Raw genomic sequence first — 17008 nt, 5'->3', positions numbered from 1 at the left:
ACTCAGCAGTGAAACCGCTCAGCGCCGATGGTAGTGTGGGGTCTCCCCATGCGAGAGTAGGTCATCGTCAGGCATCTTTTCGGAAAACCCCAGCCAATCGGCTGGGGTTTTTGCGTTTCAGGGGGCCGAAAAGCCGTCGCGCGGGCGCCGTCATTCCCGCATCTGCTCGATCATGCCGGAAACGCCAGGGCAGGGCAGTAGCAGTATTGGTGCTGGTGCAAAAAACAATTGTTCTCATTGAGTGGCGAGAAAGGCTTCCTTATCCTGTGTATCCAGGTCGCCTGGAGCGGCCGAGTCTGGATATTCAGGGGAATTCATGAGAGTCAGAACACTTTGCATCGCTACCACTTTCGGGTTGGGCGCCTCTTCACTGCAGGCGGCCGAGTCGTCGGAAACCATGGTGGTCGTCGGCTCGCGTACGCCGACGGCGATCAGCCAGATCCCCGGCACGGTCTGGGTCGTGGAGAACGAGGAGTTGCGCGAGCAGTTGGACTCGGGCGCCGATCTCAAGACGGCCCTGGGCAAGCTCATACCCAGCCTGGATTTCGCCCCTCAGGGCCGGACCAACTACGGCCAGAACATGCGCGGCCGCAGCGTGCAGGTGCTCATCGATGGTGTGTCGATGAACGGCTCACGCTCGCTGTCGCGGCAGTTCGATGCCATCGACCCCTTCAACGTCGAGCGTGTCGAGGTGCTGTCGGGCGCCAGTAGCCTCTACGGGGGCGGTGCCACCGGCGGTCTGATCAACATCATCACCAAGACCGGGGAGGCCGGTCCGCCCGCGTTCGAGACCGAGGTCGGTGTCAGCAGTGGCTTGAATGCCGGTGACGACCTCGACCGGCGAATCGCCCAGTCGGCCAGCGGTGGCACCGAGCGGGTGCACGGTCGTATCGGCGTCGCCTACCAGCAGAACGGGCGTTATTACGATGGCGGGGGCGATGAGATCTTTCCCGATCTGTCCCAGACCGACCTGCAGGACAATCGCAGTATCGATGTCATGGGCAGTCTGCACTTCCAGCTCGCCGAGCAGCAGACGCTGGAGGTCATGGGCCAGCTCTACGACTCCGGTTACGAAGGCGACCGCGGCATCTACTTTCCGCATCTCGACCGGACGGACGCGGACCTGGGGGCGGCCGAGATCCGTGACGGCTTCGGTGCCGACCGTGAGCCGGAAACCGACCGCAAGCTGCTCAACGTCAACTACCATCACGGCGACCTGCTCGGTCAGGATTTCTACCTGCAGGCCTACCATCGCGAAGAGCGGGCCAACTTCCAGGCGTTTCCCTATCCGGTGTCGGGAGGCTACGAGTTTCGTGCCTCGCGGCAGAATACCGACCTCAGTGGCATCAAGGCGCTCTTCGCTGCCGAGCCGGGGGACGCGCTCAGCGTCACCTACGGCATCGACCTGGATCGCGAGGACTTCGACGCCAGTCAGATGATCTTCGACAAGGCGACGTCGGACGCCACGGGTGGCCTGCGACAGGTCGAGCGCGCCGTCGAGCCGCGCTATCCGGGCTATCGGGTCGACGGCGTGTCGGCCTTCACCCAGGCAGATTGGCAGGTCACCGAGGGGCTGAAGCTCTCGGGCGGGGTGCGGCGTCAGCACATGGATGTCGAGGTCGATGACTTCAAGGGCATTCCGGGGGGCAGCAACGACTATGATGTCACGCTGATCAACGCCGGGGCGCTCTACGACTTCCACAACGGGCATCAGGTCTGGACCAACTACAGCGAAGGCTTCGAGCTGCCCGACCCGGCGAAATACTACGGCAAGAGTGCGGATATCAGCGTCTCGGCGAACCCGCTGAGCGGTATCGAGACCGACCAGGTCGAACTGGGCTGGCGGTATCGGGGCGGCGATTGGTCGACACAGACGGCGATCTATTACGCCTGGTCCGACAAGGCGATCGAGAACGCCGACGATCTCAGCGTCAGCGTGATCGATCAGAAGAAACGGGATTACGGGCTCGAGGCAGCCGTGACCCGCTATCTCGGCCAGCAGTGGCAGCTCGGGGGCACCCTGCACCTGGTGCGCTCGGAGCAGAAGGACGAGGAGGGCGACTGGCAGAAGCGTGATGCCCGCTACGCGTCACTGTCGTCGGCGACGGCCTTCGTCGGCTGGTCGGACTACGACACCTCGGCTCGGCTGCAGGCGAATCACTACCGCGACCTGGAGGATGACGACGGTCGCGAGATCGAGGGCTACACGACCCTGGACGTCAGCGCCAGTCAGCAGACCGGCTTCGGCAAGGTCAGCCTGGGGGTGACGAACCTGCTGGACAAGCAGTACTCGACGGTCTGGGGCCAGCGTGCAGCAATGTTCTACTCCCCCTACTACGGTCCGGAATACCTCTACGACTTCCAGGGGCGCGGGCGGACCTACACGCTGACCTGGTCCAAGTCCTACTAGCGGGCGGTGATGCAAGGCCCCGGGGAGCGACTCGGGGCCTCCGGCCATGCACTTTGGTCGCCAACGTTCCCGGGGCCGGTCAGGTTCCGCTAGAATGGCGGTTTTTCCGGCGGGACGAAGGACATGACCATCGGCGATCTGATCCGGCTGTTGAGCGACGGGGACTACCACTCCGGCGAGCAGCTCGGCGAGCGTCTGGGTGTTTCACGCACGGCCATCTGGAAGCAGCTCAAGAAACTCGAGGCCATGGATATCGCGCTCGAGGCGGTCAAGGGGCGTGGCTACCGGGTGGCCGAGCCGCTCGACCTGCTCGATGGGCAGACGATCATCGCCGAACTGCCGCGTGACCCGCGGCGGCGCCTGGCGAGACTGTTCGTCGAGGAGAGCCTGGCGTCGACCAATCAGTTCCTGCGCGAGCGCTTCGCCCAGGGGGCGGGGCACGCCGAAGTCTGTCTCGCCGAGGCTCAGAGTGCCGGGCGGGGACGTCGCGGGCGCGGGTGGGAGAGCCCCTGGGGCCGCAATCTGTTGATGTCGATCGGCTGGCGGTTCGAAGGCGGCGCGGCCGTGCTCGAGGGGCTGAGCCTGGCCGTCGGTGTGGTCCTGGCCCGGATCCTGGAGCGCCATGGTGCCGAGATCGCCCTGAAGTGGCCCAACGATGTGCTGATGCGCGTCGGCGAGGGCATGGTCCCGGGCAAGCTGGCGGGCATCCTGCTGGAGCTCAGCGGCGACGCCGAGGGGCCCTGCGAGGTGGTGATCGGTATCGGCCTCAACGTCAATCTCCCTCAGGCGGTACGCGAGCGTATCGACCAGCCGGTGGCCGCCCTGAATGACCGGGCGCCCGGGGTGACTCGCAACGCGCTCGCCACTGAGGTCATCGCCGGCCTGCTGGATCTGCTGGCGGACTTCGAGAGCGAGGGATTCGCTGCCTGGCAGGAGGAATGGAACCGGCGGCATGTGCATGCCGGCGCGACGGTCGATGTCGTTCGCGGCAACACGCGCTATGCGGCCGTGGCCTCGGGCGTCGATGCGACCGGTTGCCTGCTCGTCGAGCACGACGGGGCCGAGGAGCGCCTGTTCGGCGGGGAGATCAGCGTGCGTGGGGGCTCATGATCCTCGATCTGGATATCGGCAATACGCTGTCCAAGTGGCGGCTCAAGGATGTCGCCAGCAGCGAGATTCGCTCCCGCGGGGCGGTGTGGACGCGCGAGGAGTGGCGGCCGCGAGCCGACATCCCCGATCTCGATGTGGTTAGTACGGTGCGTATCTCGAGTGTGGCCCGCCGGGCGGTACTCGACGATACCGTGGCGCTGTTGCGCCGGGGGGTCAGCGTGGTTCACGTGGCGCGTTCCACGGCCGAGGCGCTGGGCGTCGCCTGCGGTTACCAGGAGCCCGAACGACTGGGCGTCGATCGCTGGATGGGCGTGCTCGCCGGGTATCACCTGACCGGCGGTTGCTGCACGGTGGACTGCGGCAGCGCCATCACCATCGACTTCGTGCTCCCCGGCGGCCGTCACCTGGGCGGTTACATCGTCCCCGGCCTGCGCCTGATGAAGGAAAGCCTCAAGCTGGGCACGCGCAACGTGGCGATCGACCCCGACAGCGAGCCCGACGCCCTGCTGCTGCCCGGCAAGAACACCGCCGAGGCGGTCAATCACGGCATCTTCATGGCGGCGGTGAGTGCCGTCAATCGCATCTACAGCGAGGTCTGCGATCGCGAGGGGGTGGCCTTGCCGTTGCTGCTGACCGGCGGTGACGCCCGCGTGGTGTCGCGGGGACTGCGCATTCCCCACGCGATCTGGCCGGACATGGTCTATGCCGGGCTCGAGGCCTGCTTTCCCCTGACCGCGGCCGAACGGGCCGGGCGTCTGTCGGGCGCTCCGCGGGTGCCGGCGCCGGTGGCACTGGAAAAGATTCGGGCGAGCCTTGCAATCTCCATGATGCTTTGACACAATGCGCGGCGTTCTGAGGCAACGGCCCGCGGGTCGCTCAAGTCACTGAAAAATAAGTGCTTGACAATGTCGCCTCAAGCGGTAAAATTTGCCGCCACGTTGGAGGGGTTCCCGAGTGGCCAAAGGGAGCAGACTGTAAATCTGCCGCGAAAGCTTCGAAGGTTCGAATCCTTCCCCCTCCACCAGTTTTGCGTCGACGCCTGGTTTCGTCGATGAGTCGAGCGGGCAGGCGGGCATAGTTCAATGGTAGAACCTCAGCCTTCCAAGCTGATGATGCGGGTTCGATCCCCGCTGCCCGCTCCAGGCGCTTGATGGTAGTTTGGCTCATGTAGCTCAGGGGTAGAGCACACCCTTGGTAAGGGTGAGGTCGACGGTTCAAATCCGTCCATGAGCTCCACATTGCAAAAGGCGAGCATTGGCTCGCCTTTTGTCTTTCTGCAAGGCCCGGCATGATCGGTCGGGGTTGTCAGGGCGGATCGATTCCGATATCATCTTGCCCGCTGTCGCGTCGCTGCCTGCAACAGGCTGTGGCGTCATCAATGCAGGCCAGTAGCTCAATTGGCAGAGCAGCGGTCTCCAAAACCGCAGGTTGGGGGTTCGATTCCCTCCTGGCCTGCCAGTCTTCCCCAGGCTGGCGTTATCTCATATACTTCCGTCTTTTCGATCGCCGCACCTTGAGGAGTTCCATGGTCATGAAGCAAAACGCCGAGGTGCAGGAGTCGCGCCACGACGGGCTCAAGTGGGCGGTTGTCCTCATCCTCGTCGCGCTTGCCGTCGTCGGCAACAGCTATTTCGCCGACCAGGCGCTGCTCTATCGCGTGCTCGGCGTCGTGGCCCTGGGGCTCGGTGCCGCCGCCGTAGCCTTGACCACCGCCAAGGGTCGCAGCCTCCTCGAGCTGGCTCGCAGCTCGCGCAAGGAGATTCAGCGCGTGGTCTGGCCGACCCGTCAGGAGACCGTCCAGACCACGGCCATCGTGCTGGTGGCCGTGCTGGTGGTGGGCCTGATGCTGTGGCTGATCGACACCCTGTTGGGCTGGATCATGTCCGGCATCATCGGTTAGGAGTTTCCATGTCCAAGCGTTGGTACGTCGTTCACGCCTACTCCGGCTTCGAGAAGCATGTCATGCGCTCGCTGATCGAGCGCGTGAAGCTCTACGAGATGGAGGATCAGTTCGGCGAGATACTGGTCCCCACCGAAGAAGTCGTCGAGATGCGCGACGGCAAGCGGCGCAAGAGCGAGCGCAAGTTCTATCCCGGCTATGTCCTGGTCGAGATGGAAATGAACGACCAGACCTGGCACCTGGTCAACGAGACCCCGCGTGTCATGGGGTTCATCGGCGGCACGCCCGAAAAGCCGGCGCCGATCACCCAGAAGGAAGCCGACGGCATCCTGCGTCGCGTGCAGGACGGCACCGACAAGCCGCGCCCCAAGACGCTGTTCGAGCCGGGCGAGACCGTGCGCGTCGTCGACGGTCCCTTCGCCGACTTCAATGGTGTCGTCGAAGAGGTCAACTACGAGAAGAGCCGGCTGCAGGTCAGTGTGCTGATCTTCGGTCGTGCCACGCCCGTCGAGCTCGAGTTCGCCCAGGTCGAGAAGGACTGAATCATCATCGGGCCGCTCGGGCGGCCCGTTAACCCGGGGAGCCGCAAGGCGCTACTACCCAACTGGAGTGCAACATGGCTAAGAAAGTCCAGGCCTACATCAAGCTGCAGGTCGCAGCTGGCAAGGCCAATCCGAGTCCCCCCGTGGGCCCCGCGCTGGGCCAGCACGGCGTCAACATCATGGAGTTCTGCAAGGCGTTCAACGCCGAGACCCAGGACATCGAGCCGGGTCTGCCGACGCCTGTCGTGATCACCGTCTACTCCGACCGCAGCTTCACCTTCGTCACCAAGACGCCGCCCGCCGCCGTCCTGCTGAAGAAGGCCGCTGGCATCAAGTCCGGCTCCGGTGAGCCGAACAAGACCAAGGTCGGCACGGTGACCCGCGAGCAGCTCGAGGAGATCGCCAAGACCAAGGAGCCGGATCTGACGGCTGCCGATCTCGATGCCGCCGTGCGTACCATCGCCGGCAGCGCCCGTAGCATGGGCCTCAACGTGGAGGGTCTCTGATCATGGCGAAACTGTCCAAGCGCGCACAGATGATCCGCGAGAAAGTCGACGCCTCCAAGGTCTACACCGTCGACGAAGCCGTGGCCCTGCTCGGTGAGCTGTCCAAGGTCAACTTCAAGGAGTCCCTGGACGTCGCCATCAACCTGGGCGTCGATCCGCGTAAATCCGACCAGGTCGTGCGTGGCGCCACCGTCATGCCCAACGGTACCGGCAAGGACGTGCGTGTCGCCGTCTTCACCCAGGGTGCCAACGAAGAAGCCGCCAAGGAAGCCGGTGCCGACATCGTCGGCATGGACGACCTGGCCGAGCAGGTCAAGAAAGGCCAGCTCGACTTCGACGTGGTCATCGCTTCTCCGGATGCGATGCGCGTGGTCGGTCAGCTGGGTCAGATCCTCGGCCCGCGCGGCCTGATGCCGAACCCCAAGGTCGGCACCGTGACGCCCGACGTCGCCACCGCGGTCAAGAACGCCAAGGCGGGTCAGGTACGTTTCCGTACCGACAAGAACGGCATCATCCACACCACGCTGGGCAAGGTCGACTTCCCGGCGGATGCCATCCGCGGCAACCTGGAAGCGCTGGTCAACGACCTCAAGCGTCTCAAGCCCAGCACCTCCAAGGGCATCTATTTCAAGAAAATGACCCTGTCCACCACCATGGGCCCGGGTCTGACCGTCGATCACAGCGCCTACGTGTGAGCGGCGGGCAACGGGCAGTAACTTTGCGGTCCCCGATCCAAGCGGGCGGGGCGCCGTCAAAGACCGCAGGCGTCACCTCGCGGTGACTTAATGACCCACCGGGTCGCCTGCGCAGATGGTGCGGCCCGCCAGTTCGCTGGTGAGCACCATCATTCCGCGATCCGCCGCCTGTCGGCGGATCGAGAAGGTAACCTCCGAGGCCGACTTGTTCGCAAGCGCCTCGGCATGAAGGAGTGAACACTGTGCCACTAGGTCTCGAAGACAAGAAAGCGATTGTTGCAGAGGTCAGTGAGGCAGCCAAGGACGCTCTTTCCGTCGTAGTTGCCGATTCTCGCGGCGTTGACGTGGGTGCCATGACCACCCTGCGTAAACAGGCTCGCGAGAACGGCGTGCAGATTCGTGTTGTTCGCAACACCCTGGCACGCCGCGCGCTGTCGGGCACTTCCTGGGAGTGCCTGAACGAGACTTTCGTGGGTCCGACCATGCTGGCCTTCTCCTACGAGCACCCGGGCGCTGCCGCCCGTCTGTTCAAGGAGTTCGGCAAGGATCAGAAGGACTTCGAAGTCAAGGCGCTGGCCTATGAGGGCGAGTTCATCCCGGCTTCCGATCTGGATCGTCTGGCAACGCTGCCGACGTACGACGAAGCGATCGCCAAGCTGATGTCGGTCATGAAGGAAGCTTCTGCCGGCAAGCTGGTGCGGACTCTCGCCGCGCTGCGTGATCAGAAGCAGGAAGAAGCCGCCTGAGGCGCCTGCTTCCCGCAGCCGGAACCGTCTACCCCGTTATCGAGCGCCATTGACCGATCGGGCGCTCCGCAAAGTTTAGGAATGCAAACATGGCACTGACCAAAGAAGACATCATCAACGCCGTCGCCGACATGTCCGTGATGGAAGTCGTCGATCTGATCGAGGCGATGGAAGAGAAGTTCGGCGTTTCCGCCGCCGCGGCCGTCGTCGCTGGCCCGGGTGGCGGTGGCGAAGCCGCTGCTGCCGAAGAGCAGACCGAGTTCGACCTGGTCCTGACCGCCGCCGGCGACAAGAAGGTCAACGTGATCAAGGTGGTTCGCGAGATCACCGGCCTGGGCCTGAAGGAAGCCAAGGGTGCCGTCGACGGCGCACCGGCGACCATCAAGGAAGGCATGTCCAAGGACGACGCCGAAGAAGCCAAGAAGAAGCTGGAAGAAGCGGGCGCTTCCGTGGAGCTCAAGTAACTCTTGGGCCCCGAGGCTTCACGCGCTGCGTAAGCTTCCACGGCTGGTGGCGGGACACCCGCTGCCGGCCTTTTTCTGTTGTCACTAGCGTCCTATCGTGTATCCATCACTGACGATTCGAACGCTAGGCGAATTCCGACGGCGAGCCACCTACCGGGGCTTGCCGTCAGCGCCTGACGGGGCGGCTCCCGTCAGGTGGCGCCGACCACGCATCGGTCACCCATGGTGAACAAGCTGGGGAATACAGATGGCTTACTCATACACTGAGAAAAAACGCATCCGCAAGGATTTCGGCAAACTGCCCCAAGTGATGGATGTGCCCTACCTGCTGGCCATCCAGCTTGATTCCTACTACGACTTCCTCCAGCAGGACCGGGCGCCCCAGGAGCGCCTCGAGGTCGGCCTCCACGCCGCCTTCAAGTCCGTGTTCCCGATCGAGAGCTTCTCCGGCAACGCCGCGCTCGAGTACGTCAGCTATCGTTTCGGCACCCCGGCGTTCGACGTCAAGGAGTGTCAGCTGCGCGGCGTCACCTACTCGGCACCGCTGCGGGTCAAGGTTCGCCTTATCATCTACGACAAGGACTCCTCGAACAAGGCGATCAAGGACATCAAGGAGCAGGAAGTCTACATGGGGGAAATCCCCCTGATGACCGAGAACGGCACCTTCGTGGTCAACGGCACCGAGCGGGTCATCGTTTCCCAGCTCCACCGCTCGCCGGGCGTGTTCTTCGACCACGACAAGGGCAAGAGCCACTCGTCCGGCAAGCTCCTGTACTCCGCGCGGGTGATTCCCTACCGCGGTTCCTGGCTGGATTTCGAGTTCGATCCCAAGGACAACGTCTTCGTGCGCATCGACCGTCGCCGCAAGCTGCCGGCGACCGTTCTGCTGCGCGCGCTGGGCATGAGCGCCGAGCAGATCCTCGATATCTTCTTCGACACCAGCACCTTCCACATCGAGAAGAACGGCTTCTCGGTGGATCTGGTGCCGTCGCGCCTGCGCGGCGAGACCGCGACCTTCGACATCAAGGATGCCGATGGCAGCGTGATCGTCGAGGAAGGCCGTCGCATCACCCAGAAACACATCCGGCAGATGGAAAAGTCGGGCCTCGAGCGTCTCGAGGTGCCGATGGAGTACCTGCTGGGCAAGACGCTGGCCAAGGATCAGGTCGATCCCAACACCGGCGAGTTGGTCTGCGAGTGCAATAGCGAGATCACCCCGGACCTGCTCGAGAAGCTGGGTCAGGCGGGTGTCACCACGCTCGAGACGCTCTACACCAACGACCTCGACTGCGGGCCGTTCATCTCCGACACCCTCAAGCTGGACACCACCCGTTCGGCGCTCGAGGCGCTGGTCGAGATCTACCGCATGATGCGTCCCGGCGAGCCGCCCACCAAGGAAGCGGCCGAGACGCTGTTCCACAACCTGTTCTTCACCGAGGACCGCTACGACCTGTCGGGCGTCGGTCGGATGAAGTTCAACCGCCGCCTGCGTCGCGAGTCCGACACCGGCCCCGGGGTGCTCGACAACGATGACATCGTCGCCGTGCTCAAGGAGCTGATCGCCATTCGTAACGGTTTCGGCGACGTCGACGACATCGACCACCTGGGCAACCGCCGCATTCGCTGCGTCGGCGAGATGGCCGAGAACCAGTTCCGCGTGGGTCTGGTGCGTGTCGAGCGCGCGGTCAAGGAACGCCTCTCCATGGCCGAGAGCGAAGGCCTGATGCCGCAGGACCTGATCAACGCCAAGCCGGTGGCGGCGGCGGTCAAGGAGTTCTTCGGTTCCAGCCAGCTCTCGCAGTTCATGGACCAGAACAATCCGCTCTCCGAGGTCACCCACAAGCGCCGTGTCTCGGCGCTCGGCCCGGGCGGCCTGACCCGTGAGCGGGCCGGCTTCGAGGTGCGCGACGTTCACGCCACGCACTACGGCCGTCTGTGCCCGATCGAGACGCCGGAAGGTCCGAACATCGGCCTGATCAACTCGCTGGCCACCTACAGTCACGCCAACAGCTACGGCTTCCTCGAGACGCCGTACCGCAAGGTCGTCGACGGTCAGGTGACCGACGACGTGGTGCGGCTGTCGGCGATCGAGGAGGGCGACTTCGTCATCGCCCAGGCCTCGGCGACCGTCGACGAGGGCGGCAAGCTGGTCGACGACCTGGTGCAGGTCCGTCACCGCGGCGAGACCACCTTCATGGCGCCGGACAAGGTGACCCTGATGGACGTGTCGCCGCGCCAGGTGGTGTCCGTGGCCGCGGCACTGATCCCGTTCCTCGAGCACGACGATGCCAACCGCGCCCTGATGGGGGCGAACATGCAGCGCCAGGCGGTGCCGACCCTGCGCGCCGACAAGCCGCTGGTGGGCACCGGCATGGAGCGCTTCGTCGCCCGTGACTCCGGTGTCTGCGCCGTGGCGCGTCGCGGCGGGGTGATCGACTCGGTGGACGCCAAGCGCATCGTGGTGCGGATCAACGAGGACGAGATCATCGGCGGCGAGGCCGGCGTCGACATCTACAACCTCACCAAGTACGTGCGTTCCAACCAGAACACCTGCATGAACCAGCGGCCGATCGTGCGTCCGGGCGACGTCGTGGCACGCGGCGACATCCTCGCCGACGGCCCGTCCGTCGACATGGGCGACCTGGCGCTGGGCCAGAACATGCGCATCGCCTTCATGCCCTGGAACGGCTACAACTTCGAGGACTCGATCCTGGTCTCGGAGCGCGTGGTGCAGGAGGATCGCTTCACCACCATCCACATCCAGGAACTGACCTGCGTGTCCCGCGACACCAAGCTGGGTGCCGAGGAGATCTCCTCGGACATTCCCAACGTCGGTGAGTCGGCGCTGTCCAAGCTCGACGAGGCGGGCATCGTCTATATCGGCGCCGAGGTCGGTGCCGGCGACATCCTGGTCGGCAAGGTGACGCCCAAGGGCGAAACCCAGTTGACCCCGGAAGAGAAACTGCTGCGCGCGATCTTCGGCGAGAAGGCCAGTGACGTTAAGGACACCTCGCTGCGTGCGCCCACCGGCATGAAGGGCACGGTCATCGACGTCCAGGTGTTCACCCGCGACGGCGTCGAGAAGGACTCGCGTGCGCTGTCCATCGAGCAGATGCAGCTCGACGAGGTGCGCAAGGACCTGCAGGAGACCTACCGCATCGCCGAGGACGCCACCTTCGAGCGCCTCAAGCGTCAGCTCTCCGGCCAGCCTGTCAACGGCGGGCCCAGGCTCAAGAAGGACGACGTGCTCAGCGAGGAGTATCTCGAGGAGCTGCCGCGTCAGCAGTGGTTCAAGCTGCGTCTGCAGGACGAGTCGCTCAACGAACTGCTCGCCCAGGCCGACGAGCAGCTCGAGAACCGTCGCAAGGAGATGGACGAGCGTTTCGAGGACAAGAAGCGCAAGCTCACCCAGGGCGACGACCTGGCACCGGGCGTGCTCAAGATCGTCAAGGTCTACCTGGCGGTGAAGCGCCGCATCCAGCCGGGCGACAAGATGGCCGGCCGTCACGGCAACAAGGGTGTCATCTCGGCGATCATGCCGATCGAGGACATGCCGTTCGACGATCAGGGCGAACCGGTCGACGTGGTCCTCAACCCGCTGGGCGTGCCGTCGCGCATGAACGTGGGGCAGATTCTCGAGACCCACCTGGGGATGGCCGCCCGCGGACTGGGCGTCAAGATCGAAGCCATGCTGCGCGATGCCCGCGAGCAGCAGGTCGCCGAGATCCGCGAGTTCCTGGGCAAGGTCTACAACACCCTGGACACCCGTCAGGAAGACATCGACTCGCTGTCCGACGACGAGGTGATCGCGCTGGCCAAGAACCTGCGTGGCGGCGTGCCGATGTCGTCACCGGTGTTCGACGGTGCCCAGGAGCACGAGATCAAGGGCCTGCTGCGGCTGGCCGATCTGCCGGATTCCGGCCAGATGGACCTCTACGATGGCCGTACCGGCGAGCAGTTCGACCGTCCGGTGACGGTGGGCTACATGTACATGCTCAAGCTCAACCACCTGGTGGATGACAAGATGCATGCGCGCTCCACCGGCTCCTACTCCCTGGTCACCCAGCAGCCGCTGGGCGGCAAGGCGCAGTTCGGCGGTCAGCGCTTCGGCGAGATGGAGGTGTGGGCACTCGAGGCCTACGGTGCCGCCTACACCCTCCAGGAGATGCTCACGGTCAAGTCCGACGACGTGGAAGGGCGTACCAAGATGTACAAGAACATCGTCGACGGCGACCACAGCATGCAGGCCGGCATGCCGGAATCCTTCAACGTGCTGGTGAAGGAGATCCGCTCGCTGGGCATCGATATCGAGCTGGAAGGCTGAAACGCCCGACGCTTGCCAATGACGGTCCGCGGGGCCCCCTAGATCCGGGCCCCGCTCATGACAACTCCGCAACGGAGCGACCCCATGAAAGATTTGGTGAAAGTCCTCAAATCGCAGTCACAGTCCGACGAGTTCGATGCGATCAAGATCTCGCTGGCCTCGCCGGACATGATTCGCTCCTGGTCTTACGGCGAAGTCAAGAAGCCGGAGACCATCAACTACCGGACGTTCAAGCCCGAGCGTGACGGCCTGTTCTGCGCCAAGATCTTCGGTCCGGTGAAGGACTACGAGTGCCTGTGCGGCAAGTACAAGCGCATGAAGCATCGCGGCATCATCTGCGAGAAGTGCGGCGTCGAGGTGACCAAGGCGGTGGTGCGCCGCGAGCGCATGGGCCACATCGAGCTGGCCTCGCCGGTCGCGCACATCTGGTTCCTCAAGTCGCTGCCGTCGCGCATCGGCATGTTCCTGGACATGACCCTGCGCGATATCGAGCGCGTGCTCTACTTCGAGAGCTTCGTGGTCATCGATCCGGGCATGACCACCCTCGAGCGTGGCCAGCTGCTCAACGACGAGCAGTACTTCGAGGCGCTGGAAGAGTTCGGCGACGACTTCGACGCGCGCATGGGCGCCGAGGCGGTCCAGGCGCTGCTCAAGGACATCGATCTCGAGGAGGAGGTCGAGCGTCTGCGCGAGGAGATCCCGCAGACCAACTCCGAGACCAAGATCAAGAAGCTCTCCAAGCGCCTCAAGCTGCTCGAGGCCTTCCACAAGTCCGGCAACGCCCCGGCGTGGATGGTCATGGAAGTGCTGCCGGTGCTGCCGCCGGACCTGCGTCCGCTGGTGCCGCTGGACGGCGGCCGCTTCGCGACCTCGGATCTCAACGACCTCTACCGTCGCGTGATCAACCGCAACAACCGCCTCAAGCGGCTGCTCGACCTCAACGCGCCCGACATCATCGTGCGCAACGAGAAGCGCATGCTGCAGGAGTCGGTCGATGCGCTGCTCGACAACGGTCGCCGCGGCCGGGCCATCACCGGTTCCAACAAGCGTCCGCTGAAATCCCTGGCCGACATGATCAAGGGCAAGCAGGGGCGTTTCCGTCAGAACCTGCTGGGCAAGCGTGTCGACTACTCCGGCCGTTCGGTGATCACCGTGGGCCCGACCCTGCGCCTGCACCAGTGCGGTCTGCCCAAGAAGATGGCGCTGGAGCTGTTCAAGCCGTTCATCTACTCCAAGCTGCAGTCCAGCGGCCAGGCGTCCACGATCAAGGCCGCCAAGAAGATGGTCGAGCGCGAGCTGCCCGAGGTGTGGGACATCCTCGCCGACGTCATCCGCGAGCACCCGGTGCTGCTCAACCGCGCGCCGACCCTGCACCGCCTGGGCATCCAGGCCTTCGAGCCGCTGCTGATCGAGGGCAAGGCGATCCAGCTGCACCCGCTGGTGTGTGCCGCCTACAACGCCGACTTCGACGGTGACCAGATGGCGGTCCACGTGCCGCTGACGCTGGAAGCCCAGCTCGAGGCGCGGGCGCTGATGATGGCCACCAACAACGTGCTGTCGCCGGCCAACGGCGAGCCGATCATCGTGCCGTCCCAGGACGTGGTGCTGGGTCTCTACTACATGACCCGCGAACGTATCGGCGCCAAGGGCGAGGGCATGGTGTTCGCCAACCTCAACGAGGTCGACCGTGCCTTCGGCACCCAGAGCGTGTCGCTGCATGCCCGCGTCAAGGTGCGCATGACCGAGTACCAGCGCGACGAGGAAAGCGGCGAGCTGACCCCGAAGACCGCGCTGTACGACACCACCGTGGGCCGGGCGATGCTGTTCCGCATCCTGCCCAAGGGGGCGCCGTTCGAGCTGGTCGACCAGCCGATGAAGAAGAAGGCGATTTCCCGGCTGATCAACGAGGTCTATCGCAGCGCGGGCCTCAAGGAAGCGGTGATCTTCGCCGACCAGCTGATGTACACCGGCTTCCGTCTGGCGACCTGGTCCGGCGCCTCGATCGGCGTCAACGACTTCGTCATTCCCGACGAGAAGAAGGAAATCGTCGACGGTGCCGAGGACGAGGTGAAGGAGATCGAGGATCAGTTCTCCTCGGGTCTCGTCACTGCCGGCGAGAAGTACAACAAGGTCATCGACATCTGGTCCAAGGCCAACGACAAGGTGGCCAAGGCGATGATGGCGGGTATCTCGAAGGAGACCGTCACCGATCGCGACGGCAACCAGGTCGAGCAGGACTCGTTCAACAGCGTGTTCATCATGGCCGACTCGGGCGCCCGTGGTAGCGCCGCGCAGATCCGTCAGCTCGCCGGCATGCGCGGCCTGATGGCCAAGCCGGATGGCTCGATCATCGAGACGCCGATCGTCGCCAACTTCCGTGAAGGCCTGAACGTCCTCCAGTACTTCATCTCGACCCACGGCGCGCGCAAGGGTCTGGCGGACACGGCACTCAAGACCGCCAACTCCGGTTACCTGACCCGTCGCCTGGTCGACGTGGCCCAGGACCTGGTGGTTACCGAGACCGATTGCGGCACCGAGGAAGGCCTGACGCTGCATCCGGTGATCGAGGGCGGCGACATCATCGTCTCGCTGGCCCAGCGCGTGCTCGGCCGCGTGGTCGCCCAGGACGTCATCGATCCGTCCACCGAGGAGGTGCTGATTCCGCGCGGCACGCTGCTCGACGAAGCCTGGTGCGAGGATCTCGACACCATGGGCGTCGACGAGATCGTGGTGCGCTCGACCATCTCCTGCGAGACCCCGCACGGTGTGTGCTCGGCCTGTTACGGCCGCGACCTGGCCCGCGGGCATCAGGTCAACATCGGCGAAGCGGTGGGCGTCATCGCCGCCCAGTCGATCGGCGAGCCGGGTACCCAGCTGACCATGCGCACCTTCCACATCGGCGGTGCCGCCTCGCGGGCCTCGGCGGTGGACAGCGTGCAGGTCAAGCACGGCGGCAAGGTGCGCCTGCACAACATCAAGCACGTCGAGCGTGCCGACGGCAAGCTGGTGGTGGTCTCCCGCTCCAGTGCCCTGGCGGTGGCCGACGAGCACGGCCGCGAGCGCGAGTACTACAAGCTGCCCTACGGCGCCGAGCTGTCGGTCAAGGACGGCGACGCGGTCGAAGGCGGTCAGGTGGTCGCCAAGTGGGACCCGCACACTCACCCGGTCGTCGCCGAGGTGCAGGGCAAGGCCCAGTACATCGACATGGACGAGGGCATCACCATCCACCGCAGCGTGGACGAGATGACCGGTCTGTCGTCGATCGAGGTGATCGAGTCGGCCTCGCGCCCGGCGGCGGGTCGCGACAAGCGCCCGATGATCATGCTCACCGACGAGGCGGGCGAGTACGTCACCCTGCCGGGCTCCAACACGCCCGTGCAGTACCTGCTGCCCGGCAAGGCGGTGGTCTCCGCCGAGAACGGCGCGCAGATCGGGGTGGGTGAAGTGATCGCGCGTATCCCGGTGGAAGCGTCCGGCAACAAGGACATCACCGGGGGTCTGCCGCGCGTCGCCGACCTGTTCGAGGCCCGCAAGCCCAAGGAACCCTCGATCCTCGCCGAGATCAGCGGCGTGGTCAGCTTCGGCAAGGAGACCAAGGGCAAGCGTCGCCTGACGATTACCCCGGAATCCGGCGATCCGTTCGAGATGCTGATCCCGAAATGGCGTCAGATCAGCGTCTTCGAGGGCGAGACCGTCGAGAAGGGCGAAGTGATCTCCGACGGCCCGAGCAACCCGCACGACATCCTGCGGCTGCTCGGCGTGGCGGAGCTGGCCAAGTACATCACCGCCGAGATCCAGGAGGTCTATCGCCTCCAGGGCGTGGGCATCAACGACAAGCACATCGAGGTGATCGTGCGTCAGATGCTGCGCAAGGTGGAGATCACCGACGCCGGCGATGCCGACTTCATCCCCGGCGATCAGGTCGAGCTGGTGCGGGTGCTGGAGGAGAACGCGCGGCTGGCCGGCGAGGACAAGTTCCCCGCCAAGTTCGGCCGCGTGCTGCTGGGTATCACCAAGGCCTCGCTGGCCACCGAATCGTTCATCTCCGCGGCCTCCTTCCAGGAGACCACCCGCGTGCTGACCGAAGCCGCGGTGACCGGCAAGCGCGACTACCTGCGCGGCCTGAAGGAGAACGTCGTGGTGGGTCGTCTGATCCCGGCCGGTACCGGCCTGACGCATCACGCCGAGCGTCGCCGCAAGCGCGAGGAAGCCGAGCGTACCCTGCACCCGTCGGCCTTCGAGGTCGAGCAGGAACTGGGCGCCCAGCTCACCGCGCTGGATGCCGATGACGACGACCTGTAAGCATGGCCG

11 protein-coding genes and 4 tRNA genes are annotated in these 17008 nt (G+C 64.7%); all 15 read left to right on the top strand.

What is annotated here, in order from left to right; genetic code table 11:
• Positions 1–316: 316 nt before the first annotated feature.
• The gene (locus tag KGR00_RS19800; protein ID WP_224418661.1) at positions 317–2410 is read left to right on the top strand and encodes a TonB-dependent receptor; all 2094 of its coding nucleotides are present in this window, start codon (positions 317–319) and stop codon (positions 2408–2410) included.
• Positions 2411–2533: 123 nt separating this feature from the next.
• Positions 2534–3520, top strand: a complete 987-nt coding sequence (locus KGR00_RS19795; RefSeq protein WP_224418662.1) for a biotin--[acetyl-CoA-carboxylase] ligase — start codon at positions 2534–2536, stop codon at positions 3518–3520.
• Entirely contained in the window at positions 3517–4356 is an 840-nt protein-coding gene (locus tag KGR00_RS19790) for a type III pantothenate kinase (protein WP_129141372.1), read from the top strand. The genes KGR00_RS19795 and KGR00_RS19790 overlap by 4 nt, the downstream gene beginning before the upstream one ends.
• 104 nt (positions 4357–4460) lie before the next feature.
• A tRNA-Tyr gene (locus KGR00_RS19785) sits at positions 4461–4544 on the top strand.
• A gap of 44 nt (positions 4545–4588) precedes the next feature.
• A tRNA-Gly gene (locus tag KGR00_RS19780) sits at positions 4589–4662 on the top strand.
• 19 nt (positions 4663–4681) lie between these two features.
• Positions 4682–4756, top strand: a tRNA-Thr gene (locus tag KGR00_RS19775).
• Between the two features lie 146 nt (positions 4757–4902).
• Positions 4903–4978, top strand: a tRNA-Trp gene (locus KGR00_RS19770).
• Between the two features lie 73 nt (positions 4979–5051).
• Positions 5052–5420 (top strand): preprotein translocase subunit SecE, encoded by a 369-nt coding sequence (gene secE, locus KGR00_RS19765; RefSeq protein ID WP_129141376.1) that lies wholly within the window; start codon positions 5052–5054, stop codon positions 5418–5420.
• 8 nt (positions 5421–5428) lie between these two features.
• Positions 5429–5962: a transcription termination/antitermination protein NusG gene (gene nusG, locus KGR00_RS19760; RefSeq protein ID WP_129141371.1), complete on the top strand. Its 534-nt coding sequence runs from the start codon at positions 5429–5431 to the stop codon at positions 5960–5962.
• A 74-nt stretch (positions 5963–6036) separates the two neighbouring features.
• Positions 6037–6468: a 50S ribosomal protein L11 gene (rplK, locus tag KGR00_RS19755; protein ID WP_126485264.1), complete on the top strand. Its 432-nt coding sequence runs from the start codon at positions 6037–6039 to the stop codon at positions 6466–6468.
• A 2-nt stretch (positions 6469–6470) separates the two neighbouring features.
• A complete protein-coding gene (gene rplA / locus KGR00_RS19750) occupies positions 6471–7163 on the top strand; it encodes a 50S ribosomal protein L1 (protein ID WP_129141370.1) in 693 nt (230 codons plus the stop codon).
• Between the two features lie 242 nt (positions 7164–7405).
• Positions 7406–7909: a 50S ribosomal protein L10 gene (gene rplJ, locus KGR00_RS19745; RefSeq protein WP_129141369.1), complete on the top strand. Its 504-nt coding sequence runs from the start codon at positions 7406–7408 to the stop codon at positions 7907–7909.
• Positions 7910–7998: 89 nt separating this feature from the next.
• Entirely contained in the window at positions 7999–8373 is a 375-nt protein-coding gene (rplL, locus tag KGR00_RS19740; RefSeq protein WP_129141368.1) for a 50S ribosomal protein L7/L12, read from the top strand.
• Positions 8374–8620: 247 nt separating this feature from the next.
• Positions 8621–12697, top strand: a complete 4077-nt coding sequence (gene rpoB / locus KGR00_RS19735; protein WP_224418663.1) for a DNA-directed RNA polymerase subunit beta — start codon at positions 8621–8623, stop codon at positions 12695–12697.
• 84 nt (positions 12698–12781) lie between these two features.
• Positions 12782–16999 carry a DNA-directed RNA polymerase subunit beta' gene (gene rpoC / locus KGR00_RS19730; protein ID WP_129141366.1) on the top strand — a complete coding sequence of 1406 codons (4218 nt, stop codon included), beginning with the start codon at positions 12782–12784 and terminating at the stop codon, positions 16997–16999.
• Positions 17000–17008: the final 9 nt, after the last annotated feature.

It is taken from the genome of Modicisalibacter sp. MOD 31.J, assembly GCF_020147985.1.
Lineage (GTDB): Bacteria > Pseudomonadota > Gammaproteobacteria > Pseudomonadales > Halomonadaceae > Modicisalibacter > Modicisalibacter coralii.
This window is presented reverse-complemented; position numbering and strand designations above follow the sequence as displayed.

What these genes read in the sequence shown, in the direction of transcription:
- KGR00_RS19800 (WP_224418661.1), top strand. Translation starts at nt 317, where the DNA reads ATGAGAGTCAGAACACTTTGCATCGCTACCACTTTCGGGTTGGGCGCC.
- KGR00_RS19795 (WP_224418662.1), top strand. Translation starts at nt 2,534, where the DNA reads ATGACCATCGGCGATCTGATCCGGCTGTTGAGCGACGGGGACTACCAC.
- KGR00_RS19790 (WP_129141372.1), top strand. Translation starts at nt 3,517, where the DNA reads ATGATCCTCGATCTGGATATCGGCAATACGCTGTCCAAGTGGCGGCTC.
- secE (WP_129141376.1), top strand. Translation starts at nt 5,052, where the DNA reads ATGAAGCAAAACGCCGAGGTGCAGGAGTCGCGCCACGACGGGCTCAAG.
- nusG (WP_129141371.1), top strand. Translation starts at nt 5,429, where the DNA reads ATGTCCAAGCGTTGGTACGTCGTTCACGCCTACTCCGGCTTCGAGAAG.
- rplK (WP_126485264.1), top strand. Translation starts at nt 6,037, where the DNA reads ATGGCTAAGAAAGTCCAGGCCTACATCAAGCTGCAGGTCGCAGCTGGC.
- rplA (WP_129141370.1), top strand. Translation starts at nt 6,471, where the DNA reads ATGGCGAAACTGTCCAAGCGCGCACAGATGATCCGCGAGAAAGTCGAC.
- rplL (WP_129141368.1), top strand. Translation starts at nt 7,999, where the DNA reads ATGGCACTGACCAAAGAAGACATCATCAACGCCGTCGCCGACATGTCC.
- rpoB (WP_224418663.1), top strand. Translation starts at nt 8,621, where the DNA reads ATGGCTTACTCATACACTGAGAAAAAACGCATCCGCAAGGATTTCGGC.
- rpoC (WP_129141366.1), top strand. Translation starts at nt 12,782, where the DNA reads ATGAAAGATTTGGTGAAAGTCCTCAAATCGCAGTCACAGTCCGACGAG.